22 protein-coding genes are annotated in these 26,886 nt (G+C 60.4%); 3 read left to right on the top strand and 19 right to left on the bottom strand.

What is annotated here, in order from left to right:
* Positions 1-45 precede the first annotated feature (45 nt).
* The 7 genes from OQ460_RS12705 to OQ460_RS12675 form a co-directional block, all read right to left on the bottom strand.
* Complete coding sequence (locus OQ460_RS12705; protein WP_410017839.1) at positions 46-1,686, bottom strand: BatD family protein; 1,641 nt, start codon at positions 1,684-1,686, stop codon at positions 46-48.
* The gene (locus OQ460_RS12700) at positions 1,683-3,407 is read right to left on the bottom strand and encodes a VWA domain-containing protein (RefSeq protein ID WP_410017838.1); all 1,725 of its coding nucleotides are present in this window, start codon (positions 3,405-3,407) and stop codon (positions 1,683-1,685) included. Before OQ460_RS12700 ends, OQ460_RS12705 begins: the two co-directional genes overlap by 4 nt.
* A complete protein-coding gene (locus OQ460_RS12695; protein WP_410017837.1) occupies positions 3,404-4,492 on the bottom strand; it encodes a vWA domain-containing protein in 1,089 nt (362 codons plus the stop codon). The genes OQ460_RS12700 and OQ460_RS12695 overlap by 4 nt, the downstream gene beginning before the upstream one ends.
* Entirely contained in the window at positions 4,485-4,979 is a 495-nt protein-coding gene (locus OQ460_RS12690) for a DUF4381 domain-containing protein (RefSeq protein ID WP_410017836.1), read from the bottom strand. Before OQ460_RS12690 ends, OQ460_RS12695 begins: the two co-directional genes overlap by 8 nt.
* Positions 4,976-5,911 carry a DUF58 domain-containing protein gene (locus OQ460_RS12685; protein WP_410017835.1) on the bottom strand — a complete coding sequence of 312 codons (936 nt, stop codon included), beginning with the start codon at positions 5,909-5,911 and terminating at the stop codon, positions 4,976-4,978. The genes OQ460_RS12690 and OQ460_RS12685 overlap by 4 nt, the downstream gene beginning before the upstream one ends.
* A gap of 5 nt (positions 5,912-5,916) precedes the next feature.
* Positions 5,917-6,876: an AAA family ATPase gene (locus OQ460_RS12680; RefSeq protein WP_410017834.1), complete on the bottom strand. Its 960-nt coding sequence runs from the start codon at positions 6,874-6,876 to the stop codon at positions 5,917-5,919.
* 248 nt (positions 6,877-7,124) lie between these two features.
* On the bottom strand, positions 7,125-7,478 hold the full coding sequence (locus OQ460_RS12675; protein ID WP_410017833.1) for a hypothetical protein: 354 nt from the start codon (positions 7,476-7,478) through the stop codon (positions 7,125-7,127).
* 471 nt (positions 7,479-7,949) lie between these two features.
* On the opposite strand from OQ460_RS12675, the gene OQ460_RS12670 reads away from it, so the two are divergent.
* A complete protein-coding gene (locus OQ460_RS12670) occupies positions 7,950-12,809 on the top strand; it encodes an NAD-glutamate dehydrogenase (RefSeq protein ID WP_410017832.1) in 4,860 nt (1,619 codons plus the stop codon).
* A 98-nt stretch (positions 12,810-12,907) separates the two neighbouring features.
* On the opposite strand, the gene OQ460_RS12665 is transcribed toward OQ460_RS12670, so the two are convergent.
* From OQ460_RS12665 to OQ460_RS12655, 3 genes are all read right to left on the bottom strand, one after another.
* Positions 12,908-13,588 carry a GntR family transcriptional regulator gene (locus OQ460_RS12665; protein WP_410017831.1) on the bottom strand — a complete coding sequence of 227 codons (681 nt, stop codon included), beginning with the start codon at positions 13,586-13,588 and terminating at the stop codon, positions 12,908-12,910.
* 15 nt (positions 13,589-13,603) lie between these two features.
* Entirely contained in the window at positions 13,604-14,305 is a 702-nt protein-coding gene (locus OQ460_RS12660) for a FadR/GntR family transcriptional regulator (RefSeq protein ID WP_410017830.1), read from the bottom strand.
* 96 nt (positions 14,306-14,401) lie between these two features.
* On the bottom strand, positions 14,402-15,712 hold the full coding sequence (locus tag OQ460_RS12655) for a C4-dicarboxylate transporter DctA (protein WP_410017829.1): 1,311 nt from the start codon (positions 15,710-15,712) through the stop codon (positions 14,402-14,404).
* 232 nt (positions 15,713-15,944) lie between these two features.
* Here OQ460_RS12655 and OQ460_RS12650 point away from each other — a divergent pair, with 232 nt between their 5' ends.
* Positions 15,945-16,589 carry a DNA-3-methyladenine glycosylase I gene (locus OQ460_RS12650; RefSeq protein WP_410017828.1) on the top strand — a complete coding sequence of 215 codons (645 nt, stop codon included), beginning with the start codon at positions 15,945-15,947 and terminating at the stop codon, positions 16,587-16,589.
* A 10-nt stretch (positions 16,590-16,599) separates the two neighbouring features.
* Here the strand turns inward: OQ460_RS12650 and OQ460_RS12645 are convergent, their stop codons facing one another.
* The 5 genes from OQ460_RS12645 to OQ460_RS12625 all read right to left on the bottom strand — a co-directional run bounded on the left by OQ460_RS12645 (position 16,600) and on the right by OQ460_RS12625 (position 21,551).
* Positions 16,600-17,001 carry a cupin domain-containing protein gene (locus tag OQ460_RS12645; protein ID WP_410017827.1) on the bottom strand — a complete coding sequence of 134 codons (402 nt, stop codon included), beginning with the start codon at positions 16,999-17,001 and terminating at the stop codon, positions 16,600-16,602.
* 85 nt (positions 17,002-17,086) lie between these two features.
* Complete coding sequence (locus tag OQ460_RS12640; protein ID WP_410017826.1) at positions 17,087-18,520, bottom strand: PLP-dependent aminotransferase family protein; 1,434 nt, start codon at positions 18,518-18,520, stop codon at positions 17,087-17,089.
* Positions 18,521-18,588: 68 nt separating this feature from the next.
* Entirely contained in the window at positions 18,589-19,356 is a 768-nt protein-coding gene (locus tag OQ460_RS12635) for an SDR family oxidoreductase (protein WP_410017825.1), read from the bottom strand.
* A gap of 32 nt (positions 19,357-19,388) precedes the next feature.
* Entirely contained in the window at positions 19,389-20,456 is a 1,068-nt protein-coding gene (locus tag OQ460_RS12630; RefSeq protein ID WP_410017824.1) for a phosphotransferase family protein, read from the bottom strand.
* Between the two features lie 129 nt (positions 20,457-20,585).
* The gene (locus OQ460_RS12625) at positions 20,586-21,551 is read right to left on the bottom strand and encodes a 2-hydroxyacid dehydrogenase (protein WP_410017823.1); all 966 of its coding nucleotides are present in this window, start codon (positions 21,549-21,551) and stop codon (positions 20,586-20,588) included.
* Between the two features lie 261 nt (positions 21,552-21,812).
* On the opposite strand from OQ460_RS12625, the gene OQ460_RS12620 reads away from it, so the two are divergent.
* Positions 21,813-23,090, top strand: coding sequence for an HAAAP family serine/threonine permease (locus OQ460_RS12620; RefSeq protein WP_410017822.1), 1,278 nt, complete (start codon positions 21,813-21,815; stop codon positions 23,088-23,090).
* Between the two features lie 30 nt (positions 23,091-23,120).
* On the opposite strand, the gene OQ460_RS12615 is transcribed toward OQ460_RS12620, so the two are convergent.
* The 4 genes from OQ460_RS12615 to OQ460_RS12600 form a co-directional block, all read right to left on the bottom strand.
* Positions 23,121-23,708, bottom strand: coding sequence for an acyl-homoserine-lactone synthase (locus OQ460_RS12615; RefSeq protein WP_410017821.1), 588 nt, complete (start codon positions 23,706-23,708; stop codon positions 23,121-23,123).
* Between the two features lie 28 nt (positions 23,709-23,736).
* Positions 23,737-24,462, bottom strand: coding sequence for an autoinducer binding domain-containing protein (locus OQ460_RS12610; protein ID WP_410017820.1), 726 nt, complete (start codon positions 24,460-24,462; stop codon positions 23,737-23,739).
* A gap of 119 nt (positions 24,463-24,581) precedes the next feature.
* Positions 24,582-25,853, bottom strand: a complete 1,272-nt coding sequence (locus OQ460_RS12605; RefSeq protein WP_410021994.1) for a glycosyltransferase — start codon at positions 25,851-25,853, stop codon at positions 24,582-24,584.
* A gap of 25 nt (positions 25,854-25,878) precedes the next feature.
* Entirely contained in the window at positions 25,879-26,772 is an 894-nt protein-coding gene (locus OQ460_RS12600) for an alpha/beta fold hydrolase (protein ID WP_410017819.1), read from the bottom strand.
* Between the last annotated feature and the right edge of the window lie 114 nt (positions 26,773-26,886).

Here is a 26,886-nt window from a genome sequence, read left to right as displayed (position 1 = left end):
ACCGGAGGTTCTTGGCGGGCGGGCGCGGTCAACCCCAACCAATGCCTACTTGGGATACAAGGGCGGCAACCCAGCGTTATCGCCTGCAGAGTCCAGAGCCCGCTCGGTCATCGGGATAGCCTTCACCGCACGCCATATCTCCTCACCCTGCCAGAATTGCCCGGTCTCGCTATAAAGCGCGCCATTGAGCCCATCCAGCGCATCGGACAGCGGCACAAACCTCGCGGCCATTTCGGCCAGAGTCTCCGGTTGCTGCCTGGCCCATGCATCCAATGCCTGGCGTGTCGCCTGAGGATCGTTGGCCTGGCTGGCGCGCTTCAGATCGTCCAGCAATGTCCGTGGGCTCGGGCCGGATTGTGCGGCACGCAGCACCGCCGGTTGCGCCCGCGCACGCCACCACAGGCCGAACCCAAGCAGCGTGGTCAGGCCCAGAGTCAGGCTGCTGAGTTGCCAGATCCACAGACGCTCATTATCGGGCGCGGTGATGATGATCGGGGTTGCCGGGGTGTCCACTACCAGGCTGGGGTTGTTCGCCACCTGCAGGGTGCGGGCTGGCAGGCTGGTGCGTTCGAGTTGGTCTGCATGGGTGTTCCACCACACCACTTCCACCGCCGGCAACTCCAGGGCGCCGGCACGGTTGGGGACCAGGGCTTCACGGTCTTCGCGGCTGCCGATTACCCCGCGTTCGCTGTTCTGATTGCCCAGTACCGGCTGGTCTGGATAGCGCCGCAGGCCATTGACTTCGGTGCTGGGCAGCGGTGGCAACTGGGCGCTGGCCAGGCCCTCGGCCTTGAGGGTCAGGCTGCGGGTCAGGGAGTCGCCGACCTGGACCTGATCCGGCTCGGGGTTCCAGCTTTCACTCAAGCTCAAGCTGCGAGCCGGCAGCCAGGCGGCGTCCGCTGGATACAGGGCGGGCTTGGCCTTGACCGTGAGGGGGATTTGGGTGGAACTGACATGCAGCAGCTTGCCCGGTTTCGGAACTTGTGGCGCAGCGTCCTCGGCAGGGCGCGGTTCGACCATGGTCGCCGTGAATACCTGCGCGGGAATCGACAATTGGCCGCTGTGTTGCGGGTAGATTCCATAGCGCATTTCGATTACGCCATGGCGCACGCCGTTGATGACTTTCTCGTAGGTGCGCGAATCGCCCAGTTGCTCGACGCGGGCATCGGACAGTTGCGGTGGCGTCAGGTTGCTGTCGTCATACATCGCCACTGAGTGATAAATGCGCACGGTCAGCAACGCCTGGGCCTGAACATAGACGGTGTCCTGGTCGAGGCGGGTCTCGATGAATACCGGTGCCAACTGGTTGCCAGTGTCTTTATTGAGGGTTTGCAAGATCTGCAGGCTGATCGGTTGGGTCTTGAGCGCTCCCAGTTGCAGCGACGGGATAAGCACGGTGCCGCTTTGCCTGGGCAGCAGGGTGATGATCCAGCGGGTGGTGGCGTGATTATCCCCGTCCAGGGTCGTGAGCTGATTGATCTGTCGGGTGCCGCGTACTTCGAATTGCGGTTGCAGGGGCGTGAGGTCTGGCTTGCCGAATTGGGTGACGTCGTTGGACTCCAGCGTCAGCTCTACCGTTTCTCCAGAGTTGAGTTGGCTGCGGTCGACACTGGCTACGAGGTCGGCTGCCTGGGACTGACCGGCCCATATCGCGAGCATAAGAACGGCGCAAGTACAGCGGCTCATTGAATCTTGTCCTGATGTTGTTGCTGTTCGTACCAGAATTTGCGCCGCAGCAGCTCGCCGGGGTTGTCCGGGATCTGTCGCAGCCATTGTTCCATGGCCTGGCGGTGCTCATCGTCGAGGTCGTCGCCCGCCGGGCGCAAGGGTGGGGTGGTGGTTTGCTCGTCATCCAGTTCGCTGCCGGGGACTTCGTTGCTGCCGGCAGGCGGCGCGTCGGTCTGCGGCTGGTCTGTGCCTGCCTGGCCATCGCCAGCAGGCGATTGTTGAGCCGCGGTTGCTGGTGGCTCACCGTCGCCTGGTTGGGCAGTTTGGCCTGGCTGAGAGGTTTGGTCATCCTCGTTCGCAGCGGGCGGCTGCGATTCGGGTTCTTCCTGCAGCAGCTTCTGCACCAGGGCCAGGTTTTTCAGGGCCGGTTGCAGATCGGGCTGGGCCTCGAGCGCTTGCTCATAGGCGTCCAGCGCGGCTTCCAGCTCTCCCGACCGAGCCAGTGCGTTGCCGCGATTGTAGTGGGAGTAGGCGTCGATGCCTTCGGCGAACCGTTTGGCGGCTTCGCCATACTGACCGGCTTCATAGAGGGCCACGCCCTGCCATTGCCGGTTTTCGAAATGCTCGGCGGCTTCTGCGGGGCGTTTATGCTTGAGCAGGTACTGGCCCTGTTGGTCTGGACGCAGCCACAGGTCCTGCAAGTCAAAGGCGTAGCTCGGCTGCGGGGCTGCCAGCAGCAGCGGCAGGCAGAACAACCAGCCACGGCGCCCGGCACAGGCGGCAAGTAACAGCAATGGCAGTAGCAGCCAGTAACCCTGATCCGCCCACGTGTCCAGCTGCAGCAGTTGGCCGTCGTTGCGCAGGTTTTGCGGGCCATCCAGCACGCCAAGGCCGCGCAGGTCCTTGTCGTCCAGCCGGGCCTGGCGGTAGCGGCCACCCATTTCGCTGGCAAAAGCCTTGAGGGGAGGGCTGTCGAGGCGCGGTACCAGGATCGCGCCTTGTTCATCCTTGAGGAACTCGCCGTTCTCTTGAGTTACCGGTGTGCCCTCACGACTGCCGATGCCGAGGATCGACAGGCTCGGCGCCTGCCCTTGCAGCAAGAGGCGGATACTCTGGCGCTCTTGCTTGGACAACGACGAGCCGATCAACAGCAAGCGGCCTTGACCGAGGCCGCCGTGCTTGAGCAGCTCCAGGGCTTTTTCGACGGCCAGGTCGGCGCGGTGACCGGCCACGGGCATGATCGATGGGCGCAAGGCTTCCAGTAGGTTGCGGCTGGTAGCCAGATCATCGGATAACGGCACCAGCGTATGAGCGCTGCCCGCGTAGACAACGATGGCGGTTTGCGCGTCGCTGCGGGCCTGAAGCAGGTCAAACAGTTTGCGTCGCGCCTGTTCCAGCCGGTTGGGCGGGCTGTCGGTTGCGAGCATCTGCGGGGTCAGTTCCAGCAACACCACCAGCGGGTCTGCGGGCTTCTGGCTGAGTTGTTCGACCCGCTGCCAGCTCGGGCCAAGCAACGCCAGCACCGCCAGCAGCCAGGCCAGGGCCAATAACAGCCACGGTGATTTGCTTTCCCGACCGTTGCCGCCACTGAGCAGGGCGGCATGAAACGCGGGCGGCAGGATCATTTGCCAGCGCCCCACGCGTTTTTGCCGATGCCACAGTTGCCAGAGCAGCCAGCCAAGCACCGGCAGCAGCAATAGCCACCAAGGGCGGAACCAGTGAGGCCATAAAGCTATCATCGACGCCTCCGCAAACGCAGGCGTTCAAGACGTTGACGCCATTGCGGGTGTTGCTGCAGAAACTGCGCCCGGGTGGTGAGGCGGTTGAACAGGCGTTGCAGCGCGTTGTCCGGCCAGCGTTCCTGGATCACCAGCAGCATGCTGAGAATCAGTGCCAGGGCCAATGGGCCGCTGTAGAGTGCCTGGGCGGGACGGGCCCGGGTCGGTTGCTGGGTCACGGGCTCAAGCTGGTCAAGGGTTTCCTTGATATCTTGCAGTTCTTCGCCGTCACGGGCACGGAAGTAGCGACCGCCGCTGGCGTCGGCGATTGCCTTGAGTGCGGGCTCGTCGAGGTCCAGGCTCGGATTCAGGCCGAGCATGCCCAGAGTCCCGCTTTGTTCGGGCGCGGCGCCAATGCCGATGGGGTAGATTTTTACACCTTCTTCGGCGGCGAGGCGGGCGGCGGTCAGCGGGTCGATCGCGCCACCGTTGTTGGCGCCGTCAGTCACCAGGATCAATACCCTGCTCTGTGCCGGCCGTTGGCGCAAGCGCTTCAGCGCCAGGCCGATGGCATCGCCAATGGCCGTGTTTTTGCCGGCGATACCAATGCGTGCTTCATCCAGCCAGGTGCGCACGGTACGCCGGTCGAACGTCAGCGGCGCCTGTAGGTAGGCCTGGCTGCCAAACAGGATCAAGCCCACCCGGTCGCCTTCGCGGTTTTCCAGGAAGTCGCCGAGCAAGTGCTTGACCACGCTCAGGCGGCTGACGTCTTCGTCCTGCCAATGCATGTCGGGGAAATCCATGGAGCCGGACACATCGACTGCCACCAGCAGGTCCCGGCCGCTGGCGGCAATTGGCAACGGTTCGCCAAGCCATTCCGGGCGGGCGGCGGCACTGAGCAGCAGCAGCCACAGGACCACGAAGGGAGCCTGTTGGCGCCAGCCTGGCAGGTTGGCCCGAGCCCGGCGTCGTGCCAGGCCTTCCAGGTCTGCGAGGAAACTGACCTTCAGCGCAGGTTCGCCGCTGTCGGCGGCCGGCAGAATAACCCGCATCAGCCATGGCAATGGCAACAGGGCAAAGACCCACGGCCAGGCGAACTCAAACATGCTTGCGAATCCACGTGTCGACGGCCTGTGTGAGGCCGGCGATGGCCTTGTCGTCGAGTTTGCATTCAGGTTTGTAGGTGCCTTCCACCAGCACCATCCAGCGGGTCAGGCCGGCAGCCGGGCACCGGTTGTCGAGGAAGGCCAGCCATTTACGTCCATTGAGGGTGTGGCTCTGGCTGTATGGATAGTCGTTGCGGCACAGGCGCTTGAGCAGGCCGTTCAGTTGCTGCAGCCATGCGCCGGCAGGGGCGCCGTCGTAGGGTTTGGGCATCAGCGCCAGTTCCGCGAGGGCGGCGATACGCAGCGGGTCCAGTGGCTGCTCGGCGCGCGCGAGCGGGCGCCGGGCGGGCAGAAAGCGGCGCAGCGACCACAAACCCCAGATAACCAACGGGATAATCAGCAGTAAAAGCCACCAGCCCGGCGCAGGCGGCCAGAAGCCGATGGCCGGCGGGGCTATCAACGGTTGCAGTTGATCCAGGCTGTTCATTGCTTTCTGACCGGGCGCTGCGGGTTGAGGTATTCGCGCAGTTGTTCGACCATCTCGCTCTGAGTGCTCAAGGGCATCAGCAGCACCCGCAGTTTTTGCGCGAGTAGCTCCCAGCGGGTGATACGGGCTTCAGACTGGGCTTTATAAGCCTGGCGCAGATCGAAGTTCAGGGTGTCGAGTTCCAGCTGTGCCCCCCGCTCGGCGAAACGCAGCAACCCGGCGGCGGGCAAGGCATGATCCAGCGGATCGGAAACCGGCAACAACAGCAGGTCGCAGTGGCGTGCCAGCAGGCTCAGTTGCTGCTCGGCGCCCTCGCTGAGGGCACGTTCGTCGCAGATCACGATTACCAGGCTGCCAGGGCGCAGCACTTCGCGAGCACGGCGCAGGGCCATGCCGAGAGCGTCGGCTTCCGGGCGGCTTTCGGTGGTGAGGCTCTGGTTGACTCGTACCAGGCGGTTAAGCAATTGCAACAAGCTCTGCTTGCTGCGTCGGGGTTTGATTTCGTAGTGCTCGTTGTCGCCGAACACCAGGCCGCCGACCCGGTCGTTGTGCCCCAACGCGGCCCAACCGATCAGGCTCGCAGCCTGAGCTGCCAACACCGACTTGAACATCTGCCCGGAGCCGAAAAACAGCCGGCAGCTTTGTTCCACCATGATGAAAATCGGTCGTTCGCGTTCTTCGTGGAACAACTTGGTGTGGGGTTCCTGGGTCCGTGCGGTTACACGCCAGTCGATGGTGCGTACATCGTCGCCCGCTTGATAAACCCGCACCTGATCGAAGTCGACCCCGCGCCCGCGCAATTTCGAGTGGTGCAGGCCTATGAGTGGGCTGCGCTGGCTGGGCGTGGAAAAAAGCTGCACTTCCCGCACGCGATGACGCATCTCGATCAATTCGCTCAGGGTGACGCGGGTACCGGACTCGTCAGCGTTCATGGGGCTCAAGCGACGGCTACGACGTCGAGAATGCGTTGCACCACGCGGTCCTGGTCAATGCCGGCGGCTTCGGCTTCAAACGACAGAATGATTCGATGGCGCAGTACGTCGAACAGCACTGCCTGGATATCTTCCGGGCTGACAAAGTCGCGACCGGCCAGCCAGGCGTGAGCACGGGCACAACGGTCAAGTGCAATCGAGCCCCGAGGGCTAGCGCCATAAGCGATCCACTCGGCCATTTCGGTGTCGAACTTGGCAGGCGTTCGGGTGGCCATAACCAGTTGCACCAGGTATTCCTCCACGGCGTCGGCCATGTACAAACCGAGGATTTCCTTGCGCGCGGCAAAGATCGCCTGCTGACTGACGCGGCGCTCGGGCTTGGTTTCACCATTGAGGGCTTCGCCACGAGCCTGCTGCAGGATCCGTCGTTCGACCGTGGCGTCCGGGAAACCGATCTTGACATGCATCAGGAACCGGTCGAGCTGGGCTTCGGGCAGCGGGTAGGTGCCTTCCTGCTCAATAGGGTTTTGCGTGGCCATCACCAGAAACAGCGGCGACAGCTCGTACGTACTGCGCCCCACGCTCACCTGGCGCTCGGCCATGGCCTCCAGCAAGGCGGACTGCACTTTGGCCGGGGCGCGGTTGATCTCGTCCGCCAGTACCAGGTTGTGGAAGATCGGCCCTTGCTGAAACACGAAACTGCCGGTTTCCGGGCGATAGATTTCGGTGCCGGTGATGTCTGCGGGTAGCAAGTCAGGGGTGAACTGGATGCGATGGAACTGTGCCTCGATCCCTTCGGCAAGCTCTTTGATGGCTTTGGTCTTGGCCAGGCCCGGAGCCCCTTCAACCAGCATGTGTCCGTCGGCGAGCAGGGCAATGAGCAGGCGCTCGATGAGTTTTTCCTGACCGAGGATCTGCGTTGAAAGAAAGGTTCGCAGCGCAAGCAGCGCTTCACGATGTTCCATCGATGACGGTTCCTGGAGAGATGAGCCTGGGAATTGTGAAAACTGCCCAGGCCTGGGGTGCTTACTTTAATGCATTGGAGGGGCTGGCGACTAACGACGCGGGGGGTATTTTTTGGAGTTTGTGGGAAGGGGCTGAAGTTTTTGGCGTTGATGCAGGCCTCATCGCGGGCAAGCCCGCTCCCACATTTAGGATTGTGGCGCGTTCAAGTGTGGGAGCGGGCTTGCCCGCGATGGCGATTAGGCGCTATTCAGAGCTCGCGGATGTAGGTGCCGGTACCCTTGAGAATGTTCTGCAGGGTTTCTTCCACTTCGGCCAGATCCGACTCCGCCGTACCGTGGGTGATCTCCAGGCGGTCATTGCCATCCAGTGCGTCCTTGTCCACTGCGGCAATTTCCACCAGCAGAGTTGTCGCGCTCAGGGTGACCTTGAGTCCGTCCAGGGTTGATGGCTCGTAATCCCACGTCAGTTCCACCTCATCCTCATCCGGATAACGGGTCAGCATGAACATTTCGCCCTTGTTGCCGTGGCAGCAGAGCATGGCCATGTTGTCTTCTTCGTCATCGCACGGGTTGACGATCAGGTGGGCGGTGGTCAGTTGCATGGGAAATCCTGTCTGGGGGAGGGTGCAGCCGGGTAATTGTGCCATTGCGGCGGATTTTGTGCTGCCTTGTGTAGTGGGTATGACTTGATGGCATATATCAGTCACTTTCGGTACTCGACGATGCAGAAATGGCAGGTTTTGAGGTCGCTGCCTGTGGGTTGCCCAAGTAGCAACCCACAGGCAGCGTGCCGATGACCGAATATGTCGCAGCATCGCAAGCAGCCAACTTCCCACTCTCGCTAAGCTGCGCAACGGATGTGTCGCTACACCAGACTTTGACCTGCCCGTCGTTCCGTCGTCTGGAGCTGCGCACCCACTGGAAGTTGAATGTGACCTGACGGTCTTGTCCAGCTTCACCCACCTGTCACTCTGAATTCGTTATGGTAGACCCCGAACAGAGCTGACGGTCTCCCCGCAAGGGGATAACACGCGACGCTTCCATCAATAACAAGCCCAAGCGGAGTACCACAGATGGCGTTCTTCACCGCAGCCAGCAAGGCCGACTTCCAGCATCAACTGCAAGCGGCACTGGCGCAGCACATCAGTGAACAGGCACTGCCACAAGTGGCGCTGTTCGCTGAGCAATTCTTCGGCATCATTTCCCTGGACGAACTGACCCAGCGTCGAATGTCCGACCTGGCTGGTTGCACCCTGTCCGCCTGGCGCCTGCTTGAGCGCTTCGATCATGCCCAACCGCAAGTGCGGGTCTACAACCCCGATTACGAACGTCATGGTTGGCAATCGACCCACACCGCGGTCGAAGTGCTGCACCACGACCTGCCTTTTTTGGTGGACTCGGTGCGTACTGAGCTGAACCGCCGTGGCTACAGCATCCATACGCTGCAAACCACAGTACTCAGCGTGCGCCGCGGCAAGAAGGGCGAGTTGCTGGAAGTCCTGCCCAAGGGCACCGTGGGCGACGATACCCTGCAAGAGTCGCTGATGTACCTGGAGATCGACCGCTGCGCCAATGCCGCCGAGCTGAATGTCCTGAGCAAGGAACTCGAGCAGGTATTGGGTGAAGTGCGCGTCGCCGTGGCTGATTTCGAACCGATGAAGGCCAAGGTCCAGGACCTGCTGGCGGGTATCGACAACAGCCAGTTCGTTATCGAAGGCGAAGAAAAAGCCGAGATCAAGAGCTTCCTGGAATGGCTGGTGGGTAACCACTTCACCTTCTTAGGCTATGAAGAATTCGTGGTACGTGACGAGCAGGGTGGCGGCCATATCGAATATGACACCAGCTCCTTCCTCGGCCTGACCAAACTGCTGCGCGCCGGCCTCACTGCCGATGACCTGCGCATCGAAGACTACGCCGTCAATTACCTGCAAGAACCGACCGTGCTGTCGTTCGCCAAGGCTGCGCATCCAAGTCGTGTGCATCGCCCGGCTTATCCGGACTACGTGTCGATCCGCCAGATCGACGCCGACGGCAAGGTCATCAAGGAATGCCGCTTCATGGGCCTCTACACCTCTTCGGTGTATGGCGAAAGCGTTCGGGTCATTCCGTATATCCGGCGCAAGGTCGCGGAAATCGAACGCCGTTCGGGCTTCCAGGCCAAGGCTCACCTAGGCAAGGAACTGGCCCAGGTGGTCGAAGTCCTGCCACGTGACGATCTGTTCCAGACCCCGGTCGACGAGTTGTTCAGCACCGTAATGTCGATCGTGCAGATCCAGGAACGCAACAAGATCCGCGTGTTCCTGCGCAAAGACCCGTACGGTCGTTTCTGCTACTGCCTGGCCTATGTGCCGCGTGACATCTATTCCACCGAAGTGCGCCAGAAGATCCAGCAAGTGCTGATGGATCGCCTGAAGGCGTCGGACTGCGAGTTCTGGACGTTCTTCTCCGAATCCGTGCTGGCGCGTGTGCAGCTGATTTTGCGGGTCGATCCGAAGAACCGCCTGGACATCGATCCGGTGCTGCTGGAAAAAGAAGTGGTGCAGGCCTGCCGCAGCTGGCAGGACGATTACGCCAGCCTGGTCGTCGAAAGTTTTGGCGAAGCCCATGGCACCAACGTGCTGGCGGACTTCCCGAAAGGTTTCCCCGCAGGCTATCGCGAGCGCTTCGCTGCGCACTCGGCGGTGGTCGACATGCAGCACTTGTTGAACCTGACCGAAGCCAAGCCGCTGGTGATGAGCTTCTATCAGCCGCTGGGTCATGTGACCGGCCAGCAAGAACTGCACTGCAAGCTCTATCACGCCGACACGCCGCTGGCACTGTCCGACGTGTTGCCGATCCTGGAGAATCTTGGCCTGCGCGTACTGGGTGAGTTCCCGTATCGCCTGCGCCACGCCAACGGGCGTGAATTCTGGATCCATGACTTCGCGTTTACCGCCGCCGAAGGGCTGAACCTGGACATCCAGCAGCTTAACGACACGCTGCAGGATGCCTTCGTGCATATCGTCAACGGCGATGCCGAGAACGATGCGTTCAACCGTTTGGTGCTGACTGCCGGCCTGCCATGGCGCGATGTTGCGCTGCTGCGCGCCTATGCCCGCTACCTGAAGCAGATCCGCCTGGGCTTTGACCTGGGTTACATCGCCAGTACCCTGAACAACCACACCGACATCGCCCGCGAGTTGACCCGGTTGTTCAAGACGCGCTTCTATCTGGCGCGCAAATTGACCGCCGAAGACCTGGAAGACAAGCAGCAGCGTCTGGAGCAGGCGATCCTGACGGCACTGGACGATGTTCAGGTGCTCAACGAAGACCGTATCCTGCGGCGCTACCTGGACCTGATCAAGGCCACTTTGCGCACCAACTTCTACCAGACGGATACCAACGGCCAGAACAAGTCGTACTTCAGCTTCAAGTTCAACCCGCATGCGATTCCAGAGCTGCCCAAGCCGGTGCCGAAGTTTGAAATCTTCGTCTACTCCCCTCGCGTCGAAGGCGTGCACCTGCGTTTTGGTACCGTCGCCCGTGGTGGCCTGCGCTGGTCCGATCGCGAAGAAGACTTCCGTACCGAAGTCCTCGGCCTGGTAAAAGCCCAGCAAGTGAAGAACTCGGTGATTGTGCCAGTGGGCGCCAAGGGCGGCTTCCTGCCGCGTCGCCTGCCATTGGGCGGCAACCGCGACGAGATCGCGGCCGAGGGCATCGCCTGCTACCGCATCTTCATTTCCGGCCTGTTGGATATCACCGACAACCTGAAGGATGGCGCGCTGGTACCGCCAGCCAACGTCGTGCGTCATGACGACGATGATCCGTATCTGGTGGTTGCGGCCGACAAGGGCACTGCGACCTTCTCTGACATCGCCAACGGCATTGCCATCGACTACGGCTTCTGGTTGGGTGATGCGTTCGCTTCCGGTGGTTCTGCCGGTTACGACCACAAGAAAATGGGTATCACCGCCAAAGGCGCGTGGGTGGGTGTACAGCGCCACTTCCGCGAGCGCGGCATCAACGTCCAGGAAGACAGCATCACCGTGGTCGGCGTTGGCGACATGGCGGGCGACGTGTTCGGCAACGGCTTGTTGATGTCCGACAAGCTGCAACTGGTCGCAGCCTTCAACCACTTGCATATCTTCATCGATCCGAATCCGAACCCGGCCACCAGCTTCGTCGAGCGTCAACGTTTGTTTGACCTGCCGCGCTCAGCCTGGACCGATTACGACACCAGTATCATGTCCGAAGGCGGTGGTATCTTCTCGCGCAGCGCGAAGAGCATCGCAATCTCGCCACAAATGAAAGAACGCTTCGACATCCAGGCCGACAAGCTGACCCCGACCGAACTGCTGAATGCCTTGCTCAAGGCTCCGGTGGACCTGTTGTGGAACGGCGGTATCGGTACGTACGTCAAGGCCAGCACCGAAAGCCACGCCGATGTGGGCGACAAGGCCAACGACGCGCTGCGTGTCAACGGCAACGAGTTGCGCTGCAAGGTTGTGGGCGAGGGCGGTAACCTCGGCATGACCCAGCTGGGTCGTGTGGAGTTTGGCCTCAATGGCGGTGGCTCCAACACTGACTTTATCGACAACGCCGGTGGTGTGGATTGCTCCGACCACGAAGTGAACATCAAGATCCTGCTCAACGAAGTGGTGCAGGCCGGTGATATGACCGACAAGCAACGCAACCAGTTGCTGGCGAGCATGACCGATGAAGTCGGCCACCTGGTGTTGGGCAACAACTACAAGCAGACCCAGGCATTGTCGTTGGCCGCACGTCGTGCCTACGAACGCATCGCCGAATACAAGCGCCTGATGAGCGATCTGGAAGGCCGTGGCAAGCTGGACCGCGCCATCGAGTTCCTGCCGTCGGAAGATCAGCTCAACGAGCGGATTACGTCTGGCAAGGGACTGACCCGTCCGGAGTTGTCGGTGCTGATTTCCTACAGCAAGATCGACCTCAAGGAAGCGCTACTCAATTCCCTGGTGCCGGATGACGACTACCTGACCCGTGACATGGAGACCGCGTTCCCGCCGAGCCTGGTGGCCAAGTTCTCCGAAGCCATGCGTCGTCACCGTCTCAAGCGTGAAATCGTCAGCACCCAGATCGCCAACGATCTGGTCAACCACATGGGCATCACCTTCGTTCAGCGACTCAAGGAGTCCACCGGCATGAGCCCGGCGAACGTGGCGGGCGCTTATGTGATCGTGCGTGACATTTTCCATCTTCCACACTGGTTCCGTCAGATCGAGGCCCTGGATCACCAGGTGTCAGCTGAAGTGCAACTGGCGTTGATGGATGAGCTGATGCGCCTGGGCCGCCGTGCCACGCGCTGGTTCCTGCGTAGCCGTCGCAACGAACAGGATGCCGGGCGTGACGTCGCGCATTTCGGTCCGCACCTGGCAGCCTTGGGCCTCAAGCTCGACGAACTGTTGGAAGGCCCGACCCGTGAAGGTTGGCAGAATCGCTATCAAGCCTACACCGAGGCGGGTGTACCGGAATTGCTGGCACGCATGGTTGCCGGTACCACCCATCTGTACACCTTGTTGCCGATCATCGAAGCCGCCGACGTTACCGGCCAGAGCGCTGCAGACGTGGCTAAGGCCTACTTTGCCGTAGGCAGCGCGTTGGACTTGCCATGGTACCTGCAGCAGATCAGCGATCTGCCGGTGGGCAACAACTGGCAGGCCCAGGCCCGCGAAGCCTTCCGCGACGACGTGGACTGGCAGCAACGGGCTATCACGATCAAGGTCCTGCAAATGGCCGATGCCCCAGAAGACATGGAAGCCCGCGTGGCCCTGTGGCTTGAGCAGAACCTGGACATGGTCGAGCGTTGGCGCGCCATGATGGTAGAAATCCGCGCTGCGGTCGGTACGGATTACGCCATGTACGCGGTGGCCAACCGCGAGTTGCTGGACCTGGCGCTGAGCGGTCAATCGGTGCTGTAACTGGCCTGATCGAGCGTTAAAACAGAAAGCCCCGTATCGCGAGATACGGGGCTTTTTTGTGTGCAGTCAGACGATTGTGCCGGCCTCTGCGAGATCCATTACTGGGTCAAGGCGGCTTGCACTTGATCCAGATGCTGGCTCATCAAGGCAATGGCTGCGCTGGCATCCCTCTGCTCAAGGGCTACGACAATCGCCATCTGTCTCTGCCAATTGGCAGGGCGGTGCCCATGCTGCGCGAGGGCCAGCGATGTCAGCGGCACCAGACTGTTGAGAAACTGCGTCAGCGGCCCATTGCCTGCAATTGCTGCCAGTTGCAGATGAAACTCCCCCGACAGACGAATCGCCGCGCCCTGTTGATCGCGCTCGATACATTCTCTCTGGTGGGCAATCAGTTCGCGTAGTTGGCGCACCTGGGCCGGTTTTGCCAAGGTGCAAGCCAATTGCACTACGGTCACTTCCATCAACCGACGTGCTTCGAGAATATGCTGTAGCTGCCGGGCATCCGGCGCGGCCACCTGGGCGCGAAGATTGGGACGCAGGATGATCACCTGCTGCTCGGCCAGGCGCGCCAGCACCCGCCGGATTACGCTGCGGCTGACGCCAAAACTCTGCGCCAGGCTTTCTTCGGTAAAGCGGCTGGCCGGGACAATGCGCTGTTCGAGGATGGCGTCGAACAGACGTGGATAGATGTCATCCGCCGAAAGTTTGTTGCCAGCCACCAGTCGCATGGCGGGCGGGGCTGCGACAACAGTATTGCGTTGCAAGGCGTAGGCGGTCATGGCCTGTCTCCAATATCAGCTGCCGAGATGGTCGTCCGGGATGTTCAGGGCTACGCCCATGCGCCGGCCTTCCATCAGGATATGGCGACGCATTTCGGCGCTGGCCAGGGCGCTGTTCTTATTGCGAATGGCGCGTACTACGGCGTCGTTTTCCTGCAAACGTTCGGCCAGGTGCTCAGGTGAATTGCGCAGCACCTGGGCGCTCTGCTTGAGGGCATTACTGGTCTGCTGCACCACGTTCTGGAAGATCGGGTTTGAGGTCAGGGCAAAGAGTTCTTCGTGGAAGGCAATGTAGGCGTTCATGCCGGCTTCGCTATCGCCGGCGTCGAGCGCTTCGCGCATGTCCATCAGGGTCAGGCGCAGTTGTCCGACTTCCTTGCTGCTGATGGATTGGGCCACCAGGCCAACAATGAAAGGCTCCAGGGTATAGCGCAACTGCAGGATGTCTTCGAGACTGGCATCGGCCACGGCATCGCTGGCCTGGGGGTCGTTGACGCTGGTTTCCAGCACGACCACGCCTTTGCCGGGCATTGAGCGTACCAGCCCGAGGGTTTCCAGAACGATCACCGCTTCGCGCAGGCTCGGGCGGCTGATGCCCAGTTGTTCGGCCAGCTCGCGCTGCCCGGGCAACATTTCCCCGCGCCGCCACTGACCCTGCGCCAGAGCGGCGCGCAGTTTTTCTACGACTGAATTGACGACGGTTGATGTGGTGATCACGTCGATGTCTCCTTGATATTGCAAATTGCGACAATGCTCCAATGTGGCAGCAGGCAAGCCAGCTGCCACATTGGATAGATGTAGTCTCAGGTACGGCTAGAACTCCTGATGCGCCGGCGATACCGGCTTTTTCGCCTGGAAGGCATAGCCTTGCTGGCCACCTAAGACCTTGTTGGCGCGTTGGATATCAATGTCTTTTTCCCAGCGTGCAATGGCCACGGTTGCCACACAGTTACCGATCAGGTTGGTCAGCGCGCGGCCAATCCCCATGAACCAGTCCACCGCCAACACCAGCACCAGGCCCACCACCGGAATGGCCGGGATGGCGGTCAGTGTCGCCGCCAGAATCACCAGGGCCGACCCTGGAATGCCGTGGGCGCCCTTGGACGTGATCAGCGACACCAGCAAGATGGTCATCAAGTCGGTCATCGACAGCGGCGTTCCGGTGGCGTTGGCAATAAACACGATGGCCAGGGTCAGGTAGATGGAGAAACCGTCGAGGTTGAACGAGTAGCCGGTAGGAATCACCAGGCCCACTGTGGAACTGCCGATGCCCAGGTGCTCCAGTTTACGCATGATCTGTGGCAGTACGGCGTCGGAAGACGCGGTGCCCATCACGATCAGCAGTTCTTCGCGCAGGTATTTGAGCAGGGGCAGCATGCGCAGGCCCGACAAACGCATTACCAGGCCCAGGATCAGTGCGACAAACGCTATGCACGTGAGGTAGAACAGGCCCACCAGGCTGCCCAGGTGTTGCAGTGAGTCCAGGCCGTAGGTGCTAGTGGTAAAGGCAATGGCGCCGAACACGCCAATGGGGGCCAGGCGTACGATCATACCCATGATGCGGAAAATCACGTGACTCAGCTCATTGATCAGGCGCGAGATGCCGGAGGCCGCTTCGCCCACCAGGTTCAGTGCGCTGCCGAACAGCACGGAGAACAACAACACTTGCAGCACATTGTTGTCGGCAAAGGCGCCTACCACCGAGTTGGGGATCAAATCCATCATGAACTGGCTGGTGCCCTTGATGTGCTGGCCGCGGTCTGCCAGTTCATTGAGGCCGGCCGAAGAAAGTTGTTCCAGGTGGATATTGGCGCCGCTGCCGATACCGGTACTGAAGGCCAGGATCAGGCCAAGCACCAGGGCAATGGTGGTCAGCACTTCGAAGTAGATCACCGACTTGAGGCCGATGCGCCCGACTTTTTTCAAGTCTCCTGCGCCGGAGATACCGCTGACCACCACGCAAAATACAATCAGGCCAATCAGCATTTTGATCAGCTTGATAAAGCCGTCACCCAAGGGTTTGAGTTGTGAGGAAAATTCGGGAAGGGCCAAGCCGCAAACTATGCCAAGGATCAGGCCAATGACGACTTGCAGGAAAATCGAGCGCGAGCACCATCTGAGCATGGGAAGGATCTCTATTCGGCGCCTTGGTGGGTCCAAGGCTTAATTGTTGTGGTCTTACCGGTATGTCCAGTTCGGGGCCAGTCTAGCCAAGGTCTTTTTCAATTAACAAGCGAATATTTGGGATGCGGTATGCCCCGGTCTGACCAGTTGCTCGGTAACCGTGGTGCTTGAGGGGTTGGAGGGGGGTAAGGTTTTTTCGTTTATCATTCGGCGCTTGGCCAAAAGGTGAGTTATGGATCTTCCAGGACTGACAACGCACGAAGACGTTACCCGATGCACCTGGCGCCTCTCGGCACCGGAATACGCTCATTATCACGATCATGAGTGGGGCGTGCCGGTGGCCGACGATATCCAGTTGTTCGAGAAGATCTGCCTGGAAGGCTTCCAGGCGGGCATGGCGTGGATCACTATCCTGCGCAAGCGCGAGAACTTCCGGCGCGCATTCGAGGGCTTTGATTATCAACGGATTGCGCACTACACCGAGGAGGATATCCAGCGCTTGTTGCTCGACCCCGGCATCGTGCGAAACCGGGCGAAGATCGTTTCGGTGATCAACAATGCGCGGCGGGCGTGTGAACTGGTGAATGAAACCGGCTCGCTGGCAGCGTGGCTGTGGTCGTTCGAGCCCGCTGCCGACGAGCGTCCCAAGGTAGTCGACCTGGCCTGTTTGACGGCCAATCCCACCTCGGCGGCGTCGACGCGTTTGTCAAAGGCCTTGAAAAAACGCGGTTGGAGCTATGTCGGACCGACCACGATGTATGCCTTGATGCAGGCGATGGGCATGGTCAACGATCATCTGGAGGGTTGCATCTGCCGGCCAGAGATTGAACGCCGTCGCCAACGGTTCATTCGGCCGCGAGGCGCTGCAGGCGAATAGGTGTCGATGCCTAATGCGCCAGAGGGGTCAGCACTTGCGCGTCGTCATCCAATACCATCACCACCAACAACCTGGCCGGTTTGGTCTGGCTGGCATTGCTCGATTCGTAGTGTCGCGAGCCTGCCGGCTCGTAGAACGACTGGCCGGCCTTGTAGGTGATGGCGTTTTCATCGTTGACCCGTGAGGTGATCTCGCCTTCCAGCACGTACGCCACTGCCGTGCCCGTGTGGCTGTGGGGCACGGTAGCCTGGCCGGGAGCATAGTCTACGGTGAGCATGATGGTTTTCTTGCCCGCAACGTCGGTGAGGGCGTGTTCCTGGAGTACGCTGATTTTTTCCTGGTTGTAGACCGGGCCGTGGGCAAGGGTAGTGAAAGAGGCCAGCAGAAAGACGGTGCCGAGGAGCGCTTTCATAATGGGAGTCCCAGGTTGTTCAAGACCCCACCCACATTAGATCCCACATCCGCACTGACCAAGAGCCAATATGCAGGAAAACACCTTAGCCAATCTGCTGCAGAATATCGCGCACCTTATCCAGCGCCGGGTCGATGTCCAGGGTCTCGATGGCCCCGAAGCCGAACATCAAGCCTGTTTGTACCGGCACTTCATGAAAGAACAGCGCCAGGGGGTGTAGCCCTATATCGTCCTCGCGCGCCCGCTCGATAAGCAATTTGATGTCTATGGGTACCTTGCACAGCGCCGCCATATGAAAGCCCGCAACGGTAGGCACGGCGGTGAACCAGGGCGAAAGATCGCCGGCCAGGCGCGCGATAATCCGCTCCCGTCGCCCGGCGTATACCGTGTGACAGCGGCGGATGTGCTTGAGCAAATAGCCTTCGCTGATGAACTTGGCCAATGCCCACTGCGGCAAGGTAGAGGTATGTTGGTCTGTCAGTTGCTTGGCTTTGAGCACGGCGCCGAAGATGGCTGGCGGCAGTACCGCGTAGCCGAGGCGCAACTCGGGTAGCAGGGTTTTGGAGAAAGTGCCGACGTAGGTGACCACGCCTCGGGTGTCCATGCTTTGCAGGGAGTCGGTAGGCCGGCCCTCGTAGCGGAATTCGCTGTCGTAGTCATCCTCGATCACAATCGCGCCCAGCTCGATGGCCCGTGCCAGCAATGCTTCACGACGTGCTTGGCTCATGGGCATGCCCAAGGGGAACTGATGAGAGGGCGTCACATAAATCAATCGTGTGCCGTCGGGGATCAGCGCGACCTGCAGGCCTTGCTCGTCAACCGGCACGCTTGCCACCGTGGCGCCCATGGCTTTGAACATCAGTCGCGCTGGCGTGTAGCCTGGGTCTTCCATGGCCACGATGGTGCCCGGTTCCAGCACGACGCGGGCGATCAGATCGAGAGCCTGCTGGGCGCCGTTGGTCACCACGATATCGTCGTCCCGACATTTGACCCCACGGGAAAAGGCAATGTGCCCGGCGATAGCGCGGCGCAACGCCGGCAAGCCTTCGGGCTGGCTGTAGAACCCGCTGCTTTGGGCGATACGGCGCAAGGCGTCCTGGGTGCAGCGGCGCCATTCATCCTGTGGGAACTGGTTGCGGGTGGTGGCACCGCCGATAAAGTCACGACGCGGGCGGCTGTCTTGGTCGGGGTGGCCCAGGGGGGAGGGAAGGGCTTGCCATTTGGCCAGGGTACTGGCGCAGGCGAGGTCCGCTGCGCGTTGCAGCTGCCCAGTCTGTGTCGCCCAGGCATTGACGAACGTGCCTCGGCCAACCTTGCCGACCAGCAGGCCTTCGTAGGTCAGTACGGCATAGGTATCGGATACGGTCTTGCGTGAAACACCCAATCGCTCGGCGAGCAGGCGGCTGGGTGGCAGTTGCGCACCGGCCGCCAGGCGACCTGACTCGATAGCGCTGCGCAATTGCTGGTAAAGCTGTTCCGCCAGGTCCTTGCGGCCCTTGATAACGACGTGCAGTTCCATGGTTCATCCCGAGGCATTCAATCGCCTGCAAGGTTACCGCAAGTCGCCATGGCTGGAGCCCCTGGCGATCAGGACAGGAAGCCACCGTCCACGTTCAGCGACACGCCGGTGGTGTAGCTCGAAGCATCGCTGGCCAGGTACAGCACCGCGCCGGCCATTTCGTCCGGCGCGGCCACGCGCTTGAGTGGGATCTGTTGCAGGGCCATGTTCAGGATCGACTCGTTCTTGACCAGGGCCGAGGCGAACTTGGTGTCGGTCAGGCCCGGCAGCAGCGCATTGCAGCGAATACCGAACTGCGCGCATTCCTTGGCGAAGACCTTGGTCATGTTGATCACGGCAGCCTTGGTCACCGAGTAGATGCCCTGGAAGTGCCCAGGGGAAATACCGTTGATCGAGGCGACGTTGATAATGCTGCCGCCGCCGTTTTCACGCATCAGCTTGCCCGCTTCCACCGACATGAAAAAGTACCCGCGAATGTTCACGTCGACAGTTTTCTGGAACGCACCGAGGTCGGTGTCCAGCACGTTGCAGAATTGCGGGTTGGTGGCCGCGTTGTTGACCAGGATATCCAGGCGCCCGAATTGTTCGCGGATACCGGCGAATACCTCAGTGATCTGTGCCATCTCGCCAATGTGACAGGCAATGGCCGTCGCCTTGCCACCGGCAGCGATGATCGCGTCGGCGACGTGCTGGCAGCCATCGATCTTGCGGCTCGAAACGATCACATGCGCGCCTTGCTGGGCCAGCAGTTTGGCGATGGCTTCGCCGATACCACGGCTGGCGCCGGAAACAAAAGCGATTTTGCCGTCGAGGTCGAACAACTGAGTCTTGGACATGGTTTTTCCTTGTGAGGTCATAGCTCGAACGATCAGAGTGCGGATTTGCCGATGACATTCAGGCTCATCTGCTCCAGCAGCTTGTTCATCTGAATGAACGAGGCAAAGCGTTTGTCCTGGGTCTGGCCATGGAAGAAACGGTAGTAGATCTGCTGCACTATGCCGGCTAGGCGGAACAGGCCGTAGGTGTAGTAGAAGTCGAAATTGTCGATCTGGATGCCCGAGCGTTCGGCGTAGTAATCGACAAATTGACGCCGGGTGAGCATGCCGGGCGCGTTGCTTGGCTGGCGGCGCATCAATTGCACGGGGGCCGGGTCGTCGGCCTCGATCCAGTAGGCCAGGCTGTTGCCCAGGTCCATCAATGGATCCCCGAGTGTGGTCAGCTCCCAATCCAGCACGCCAATGATCTGCATCGGATTGTGCGGGTCGAGGATCACGTTGTCGAAGCGGTAGTCGTTGTGGACGATGCTTGGGGTCGGGTGATCGGCGGGCATCTTGTCGTTGAGCCAGGCGCGCACGGCTTCCCATTTCGGCGCATCCGGGGTCAAGGCTTTCTCGTAGCGCTCGCCCCATCCGCGGATCTGTCGAGCTACGTAGCCTTCGGGCTTGCCCAGGTCAGCGAGGCCGCAGGCGGCATAGTCGACCTGGTGCAGTTCGACGAACTTGTCGATAAAACTCTTGCACAGGGCTTCGGTCTTCGCAGCGTCCAGGCCCAGTTGCGGCGGTAGGTCCGAGCGCAGGATGATGCCCTTGACCCGCTCCATCACGTAGAACTCGGCGCCGATCACCGACTCGTCGGTGCAGTGCACATAGGCCTTGGGGCAGTACGCAAAGCCGTCCTGGAGTTGGTTGAGTATGCGAAATTCACGGCCCATGTCATGGGCGGACTTGGCTTTGTGGCCGAAGGGTGGGCGGCGCAGGACAAATTCCTGGTCGGGGTACTCCAGCAGGTAAGTCAGGTTTGAGGCGCCGCCCGGGAACTGGCTGATTCTGGCGGTGCCGTTCAGGCCCGGAATGTGGGCCTTGAGGTAGGGATCAATGAGACTGGCATCAAGTTCTTCGCCGGGGCGAATCTGAGTCGATTGGTCGTTGAGCGCCATGCTTATCCCTTCTGCTTATTCTTGAGGCCTTGGACTATTGGCTAATCTAATGCCCACGGCCGACCCGCGACAAGGTCGGGCCGGCTTAATAGGTTAGCGTGTTGGACGATGATCAGCGTGCCTGATCGGTCATTTATCGAGCGCTGGGTTACGCGGTGGCAACGCTACGGGGGTCAGTACCGGGAGGCCGGCGAAGTACGCCAGCAAGTTGTCCGCCACCCGCTGCACAGTGTCGTGGGCCGCTTCTGGCGAAAGGCCGGCGACATGCGGAGTCAGTACCGTGTTGGCGAGTGACTTGAGGGCGTCGGGTACGTTGGGCTCGTCGTCGAATACATCCAGCGCCGCGCCACCAATGCGTCGCTGCTCCAATGCACTGATCAGGTCCGCGGTGACGATCACACTGCCACGGGCGATGTTCACCAGGAAACCATTGGGGCCGAGAGCATCGAGGGTCTGCCGGTCGACTAGATGCCGGGTGCCAGCGCCGCCTGGGGTGGCGATGATCAGGAAGTCCGAGTTCCGGGCCAGCTCCAGCGGCGTCGAGCAGTAGGTGTAGTCGACATCGTTACGCGGTTGGCGGCTGTGGTAGCTGATCTGCATGTCAAAGCCCAGGGCTGCGCGCTTGGCGATGGCCATGCCGACGGCGCCCAGGCCCAGGATGCCTAATTGTTTGCCTGACAGGGAAGGGCGCATGACCTTGGGCCACTCACTGCGCCGCACGGCGGAATCGGCCTGGGGAATGCCCCGCACCAGTGCCAGCAGCATCGCCATGGCGTGGTCTGCCACCGAGGGCGCATTCACGCCGGCTCCGTTGGTGACAACGATGCCTCGATCGCTGGCGGCTTGCAGATCCACCTGTTCATAACCGGCACCTATCACGCAGATGATTTCCAGCGCCGGCAGGGCGGCAATCTCTTCGGCATACAGGCCCAAAGGACCACGGGTCAGTACTGCCTGGATCTGGCCGCCATGGTTATTGATCGCCTCACGGCGCTCGGTTGGTGTCGGCGCCAGGATCACATGAAAGCCGTTGCTCTCGATAATGGGCAGGTAATCATTGATGGTTTCAACCAGAACCAGAACAGTTGCAGGCATTCGAGGGCTCTTCCTTAAGGGTTGGGTGAAAGCGAGTATGCGGCATTTTTCAAGGCGGGTTGCTTACAGGCGAGGAAAAGTGCTGACGCATCACAGATACGCGGCATCCCGCCAGGGTGGCCCTTCAATATGACCATTCCTCAGCTAAGTCTTTGCTTATTCAAGTGAATCTTGGACAATCGCGCCCCTGTTACGGTCGTGGCGCTGCCTGTCAGGTTTTTCTGACTCGCCGCGATTGTACGAATGCGGAGAACCGAGCGGATGAATGATCAGGCCAATAGCGTCGATGAACGCTACGCAACGACACCTGTAATCCTCACTGGCTGGAGCCGCCAGGATACGACCTGGATGCTTGGCCTGTTTGGCACGGCGATTGGCGCCGGTACATTGTTTCTGCCCATCAATGCGGGCCTCGGCGGCTTCTGGCCGTTGCTGATGCTTGCGCTGCTGGCTTTCCCGATGACGTTCTACGCACACCGTGGCCTGACGCGCTTTGTCCTTTCGGGTCGCGCGGGTTCGGACATTACCGAGGTAGTCGAAGAGCATTTCGGGATCAAGGCCGGTGCGTTGATCACCTTGTTGTACTTCTTTGCGATATTCCCGATCCTGCTGATCTACAGCGTAGCCCTGACCAATACGGTGGGCAGCTTCATGCAGCATCAACTGCACATTGAGCCGCCGCCACGGGCGTTGCTCTCGTTTGTGCTGATCCTGGGGCTGCTGGCCGTCGTGCGTTGCGGCGAGCAAGTGATCGTCAAGGCCATGAGCCTGATGGTCTATCCGTTTATCGTTGCCTTGCTGTTTCTCGCGGTCTACCTGGTGCCGCACTGGAATGGTGGCATCCTTAGCACCGCGAGCACCTTGCCAGAGCCGTCGGCGTTGCTGCATACGCTGTGGCTGGCGATTCCGGTGATGGTGTTCTCGTTCAATCATTCGCCGATCATCTCGGCCTTTGCGGTCGACCAGAAGCGCCAGTACGGCGTCCATGCCGAAGAGCGTAGCTCGCAGATCCTGTCCCGCGCCCATTTGTTGATGGTCGCAATGGTGATGTTCTTTGTCTTCAGTTGCGTTCTGACGTTGTCGCCTGCGCAATTGGCGCAGGCCAAGGCACAGAATCTGTCGATCCTGTCTTACCTGGCCAACCACTTCGATAACCCGACCATCGCCTTTGCCGCGCCATTGATTGCTTTCGTGGCGATTGCCAAGTCGTTCCTGGGCCACTACATCGGTGCCAGCGAAGGCCTTAAAGGCCTGATCGTGAAGAGTGGCAAGCGACCTGGCGCCAAGGCCCTGGACCGCATGACTGCGGCATTCATGCTGATCGTCTGCTGGATCGTGGCGACGCTGAACCCGAGCATCCTGGGCATGATCGAGACCCTGGGCGGTCCGATCATTGCTTCGATCCTGTTCCTGATGCCGATGTACGCGATCCGCAAGGTCCCGGCCATGGCCAAGTACCGGGGGCAGGCATCTAATGTGTTCGTGACCCTGGTGGGTCTGGTGGCGATTTCTTCGCTGATTTACTCGCTGATTCCTTGATGCAGTAAGCCTCAGGGCCGTTGTAGGTCCTTAAGCTGATGTGAGTACGGCCGACTCTGCGCCCAACGCGTGTCGGCCGTTTTTCTGCCAGGCCGGAAAACTCAGCGCTACCACATGGTCCTTGTTTACCCGTTGCGGGGAGCCAAGGCGACTCAACTGCACACCGTTCTTCAGGAAGTAACGTTCCAGCGCCGGCGTGGTCACCGCGACCACCCGATCGGCACCCTGGCTCCAGGCATGGTGCAGGCTGTTCCACCACACCCGCATCGGCAACGTACCTTGCTCCAGGGCGCGCGCGGCAAAGCGCGACACTTCCCAGGTGTCACTGCTTCGCGGGCTTGGCTGGTCGCAGAGAAATCCGAAGACTTCCGACAGCAGATAAGGCTGGGTCGTTGGCAGCAATCGCGCACAGCCACAGACTTGGCGTTTGGCATTCAGGGCCAGGATATGGCGGGTGTCAGCTTGGTCGAACTGATCGAATTCGCGCTGGGGCGCTGCGTGGGTGGAGTCCAGTTGCCAGCCCAATTGCTGGATGAATACCTCGTATCGATAGCGGCCCAGGTCGTCCTCAAGTGCAGCAGACAGCTCATGGTGATGGCGGGTGATGATGCTGATCATAGGATGTCCTTATCGTGATCGGTGGGGTTTAGATCAGGCCCAGTGCGGCGGCGTAGGCCGCCGCCAGTGTCTTGTTGGCGGCCCCGAATTTCTTCTGGATGGCCTTGAGGTGAAAGTTGACGGTGTTGATGGAAATGGCAAGGATCAACGCGATTTCGCCTGAGCTTTTGCCATCAGCGGTCCACTGCAGGATTTCCCGCTCACGCTGGCTCAGATGCACCGATTCGCCGGAGCGTTCGCTATGGCCCAGGTCTTTCAAGCGCAATGTCGCCTGCTCGAGAATGCAGCGCAGGCGCAGTTGGATCTCATCGCTTTCCGCCAGGGAAATAGGCTCCTGGCGTCGGGCTACCGACAGTATCCGCAGTGAAAGGTCGTGACCGCGGATCGGCAGCGTGGCGCCGACGCACAAACCCCAGTCCCTCGCTTCCTGCCATAACTTCGGGCTTTTCTCGAAGAGCGCGTCGGTCCACAGCACCATCTCGGTAGATCGCAAGCCATTGAGGATGGACGGATCGACCGCGGCATAGTTTTGTTCCTCGTAATGCTCCAGCCAACTTTCGGGGTAAGAGCCGTAAATCTCGGTTTTCGGGCGGGTAAAAGGGGTCAGGTGGCGTACACCATAGGCGTAATACTCGAACCCCAGTTGCAACACTTCCCGCTCCATAAGTGCGAACACTTGTGTGCCTGCCTGTTGCTTGAGCATCTCGATCCGCAAGCGATTCCACCAGCGGATGAGGTCGTTTTCCTTCTCCATGGACAGTCGCCTCGAATCCTGGAACCTTTGGCAATCTAGCCCACGTGATGTTTCTGTCAAACTATTCCTGTTCATGTCGGACCGCTCTGGCACAGTCCTCTTGCCTGCAACCCTATGGTTTATGAGACTTGGCGAAGGTGAGGTATTGAATGACGTGCGTGGCATTGTTCAATGGCTTTGACTGCGGTTTCACAGGCTGGCGTATTGGCAGGCATCAGGCTGCTTGCCTGGCGACAGGCCGCTTGCAGACGGGCATCGTGCAGGAGGGATGAAATCGCACCTTGCAAGTCGTATTTGCCCAGCGGCAGCGCCATACGTATCCCACATCCCATGCGTACGAGTCGTTCGGCGTTATCAAACTGATCATGTGCGATCGGCAGAACGATCTGTGGGATACCAGCCGCCAGTGCCAGGCTCATGGCGCCGATCCCGCCGGGATGGACCAGGCCAGCCGTGCGAGGCAACAGCGAGCTCATCGGTAAAAACTGGCGCTGCAGCACCGTGGGCGGCAAGTCGGCGTTGATCGGTCGATCGCCGGTCAGGAAGATGCCGCGCGCGCCCATCCGGTGCAGCGCTGCCAGGGCATACTGATAGAACTGCTGGTCGAAATGTTCGGTTGAACCTTGGGTGAAGACAATCGGAGCCGGTCCGGCATCGAGAAACTCGCGGGTCTGCTCATCGAGCCCCAGCTTGCCGCCATCGAACAGTGCAAAGCCAGCCATGTGCAATGGCTGCGGCCAGTCCTGCTGCACAGGCGCAAACCATTCAGGGAACAGGCAAATCACCCCTTGAGGGGCGTGCATCCATTGACTGAAGATGTTTTTCACCGACCCCGGCAAGCCGTGTTTGCGGCGCAAGGCATTGATCTGTGGTGCGCAGGTACGGTCCAGGCTCAGGTATTCGATGCCTCGCCAGAGTAATTTGCGCATGCTCAACGGGAGTCGCTGCGGCACGTTGAACGTGGGGTGTACGGGCGGCAAATGCGCCGACAAAAGGGTTGAAGGGGATACCTGGACGGACAAGTATGGGAAACCGTACTTCTCGTGAGCGATGCGTGCGCCCAGCGCCCACAGCGAGCCGATGACCACGATATCGTCGTGGCGCTGGGCTTGCACATAGTCGTAGACCGGCTCCAGAAGGCCGGCGATGGCTTGCCACAGCACTGCAAAGGAAGTTTTCGGGTCCCACATCCGTGGATCTCCCATGGCGGCGCTATAGGTCGTCTCATCGCATAACGGCACGAAGGCCAGGCCGTGCGCTTCGATGGTGCGTTGGAAGGTCGGCATACTGCACAGGGTGACCTGATGGCCGCGCAAGGTCAGGGCGGCGCCCAGGCCGATAAAGGGAAAAACGTCACCGGCCGAGCCGATGGCAATCATGATTACTCGCATCATTCACATCCTTGCTGAAAAGTGCTCAGGCGAAGTTCAACTGCACTTGGTGCGCGGGCGATACGTAAAACGCCTCCGGCAGGGCGACGTGAGGCTTAAGCAAGTGGCCGAGCAGCGCGCGGTGAACACCGTTGGCCGCAGCCCTGGATTCCAGATCCAGAAAATGCCCACTGCTCTGGGCGGTAGAGAAGCTGCAGCGGCGGATGTACTGTTTGAAGCGCTGTACGTCCACGGCGCTGGTGTATTCGTCCCACGCACCGTTCAAGAAGTGCACATGGCTGTCGATCGTCGACAGTTGCGGCAGGTAAGCCCCTTCATTGAGCTTGAGTGCCTGCTCGATATGGAATCGCGCTTGATGCTGCTCGGCGTCGATCAGCAGCGTCATGTGCTGTTGATTGGCAGTCTTGAGTCGGGCCGGGAGGTGCTTGCCCAGCGTCTGGTTGAGTAGGTGACCGATACCTGCGTTGTCATTTCGAGCCATGAGAGCCTGGGCACCGGCGACGTAATCTCGCATCGGGGCATTGAGGCCGGGAGCGAAAGACATCACCACCGAGCTTTCGACCCTGACGGGTTTTTGGGCGAGGGCCAGCAGGGTTGACAAGCCACCCCAGGATGCAGAAACCAGGTGGTGGATGTTGAAGCGCTCGATTAATGTCAGCAGGATCTGCACTTCGTCGTCTTTGGTTACCAGACGCCGGTCCGGGTTATGGGCGCGGGAGTTCCCGGCGAACGGCAAGTCGAACAGCACCACGTTGAAATGCTCGGCCAGGCACTTGCTGGTACGGGCAAAGGCTGATGTCGTGGCCATGGCGCCATTGACCAGCAGAATGTTTTTTCTGTCGGCTGCGTCGCCGATCTGCTCCACCGACACTGCGTAATCCTTGAAGACCTTTCTGATCACGTATTGATTGCGCCACATAACACACCTCCATTAAGCACTTAAAAACGGGCGAAAACGCCCCTGCCGCTCGGGTTCAGGTGTCGAGGGCAAGGCTTAGCTGTTTTTTTATTAGAAGTAGTACGGCTTAGAGCG

Source organism: Pseudomonas imrae, assembly GCF_046352735.2.
Classification (GTDB): Bacteria; Pseudomonadota; Gammaproteobacteria; order Pseudomonadales; family Pseudomonadaceae; genus Aquipseudomonas; species Aquipseudomonas imrae.
Note: the sequence above shows the minus strand (reverse complement) of the source record. Positions and strands in the feature narration are given on the sequence as shown.

Coding starts and splice junctions, on each gene's coding strand:
- OQ460_RS12705 (WP_410017839.1), bottom strand. CDS start 1,686: ATGAGCCGCTGTACTTGCGCCGTTCTTATGCTCGCGATATGGGCCGGT.
- OQ460_RS12700 (WP_410017838.1), bottom strand. CDS start 3,407: ATGATAGCTTTATGGCCTCACTGGTTCCGCCCTTGGTGGCTATTGCTG.
- OQ460_RS12695 (WP_410017837.1), bottom strand. CDS start 4,492: ATGTTTGAGTTCGCCTGGCCGTGGGTCTTTGCCCTGTTGCCATTGCCA.
- OQ460_RS12690 (WP_410017836.1), bottom strand. CDS start 4,979: ATGAACAGCCTGGATCAACTGCAACCGTTGATAGCCCCGCCGGCCATC.
- OQ460_RS12685 (WP_410017835.1), bottom strand. CDS start 5,911: ATGAACGCTGACGAGTCCGGTACCCGCGTCACCCTGAGCGAATTGATC.
- OQ460_RS12680 (WP_410017834.1), bottom strand. CDS start 6,876: ATGGAACATCGTGAAGCGCTGCTTGCGCTGCGAACCTTTCTTTCAACG.
- OQ460_RS12675 (WP_410017833.1), bottom strand. CDS start 7,478: ATGCAACTGACCACCGCCCACCTGATCGTCAACCCGTGCGATGACGAA.
- OQ460_RS12670 (WP_410017832.1), top strand. CDS start 7,950: ATGGCGTTCTTCACCGCAGCCAGCAAGGCCGACTTCCAGCATCAACTG.
- OQ460_RS12665 (WP_410017831.1), bottom strand. CDS start 13,588: ATGACCGCCTACGCCTTGCAACGCAATACTGTTGTCGCAGCCCCGCCC.
- OQ460_RS12655 (WP_410017829.1), bottom strand. CDS start 15,712: ATGCTCAGATGGTGCTCGCGCTCGATTTTCCTGCAAGTCGTCATTGGC.
- OQ460_RS12650 (WP_410017828.1), top strand. CDS start 15,945: ATGGATCTTCCAGGACTGACAACGCACGAAGACGTTACCCGATGCACC.
- OQ460_RS12645 (WP_410017827.1), bottom strand. CDS start 17,001: ATGAAAGCGCTCCTCGGCACCGTCTTTCTGCTGGCCTCTTTCACTACC.
- OQ460_RS12640 (WP_410017826.1), bottom strand. CDS start 18,520: ATGGAACTGCACGTCGTTATCAAGGGCCGCAAGGACCTGGCGGAACAG.
- OQ460_RS12635 (WP_410017825.1), bottom strand. CDS start 19,356: ATGTCCAAGACTCAGTTGTTCGACCTCGACGGCAAAATCGCTTTTGTT.
- OQ460_RS12630 (WP_410017824.1), bottom strand. CDS start 20,456: ATGGCGCTCAACGACCAATCGACTCAGATTCGCCCCGGCGAAGAACTT.
- OQ460_RS12625 (WP_410017823.1), bottom strand. CDS start 21,551: ATGCCTGCAACTGTTCTGGTTCTGGTTGAAACCATCAATGATTACCTG.
- OQ460_RS12620 (WP_410017822.1), top strand. CDS start 21,813: ATGAATGATCAGGCCAATAGCGTCGATGAACGCTACGCAACGACACCT.
- OQ460_RS12615 (WP_410017821.1), bottom strand. CDS start 23,708: ATGATCAGCATCATCACCCGCCATCACCATGAGCTGTCTGCTGCACTT.
- OQ460_RS12610 (WP_410017820.1), bottom strand. CDS start 24,462: ATGGAGAAGGAAAACGACCTCATCCGCTGGTGGAATCGCTTGCGGATC.
- OQ460_RS12605 (WP_410021994.1), bottom strand. CDS start 25,853: ATGCGAGTAATCATGATTGCCATCGGCTCGGCCGGTGACGTTTTTCCC.
- OQ460_RS12600 (WP_410017819.1), bottom strand. CDS start 26,772: ATGTGGCGCAATCAATACGTGATCAGAAAGGTCTTCAAGGATTACGCA.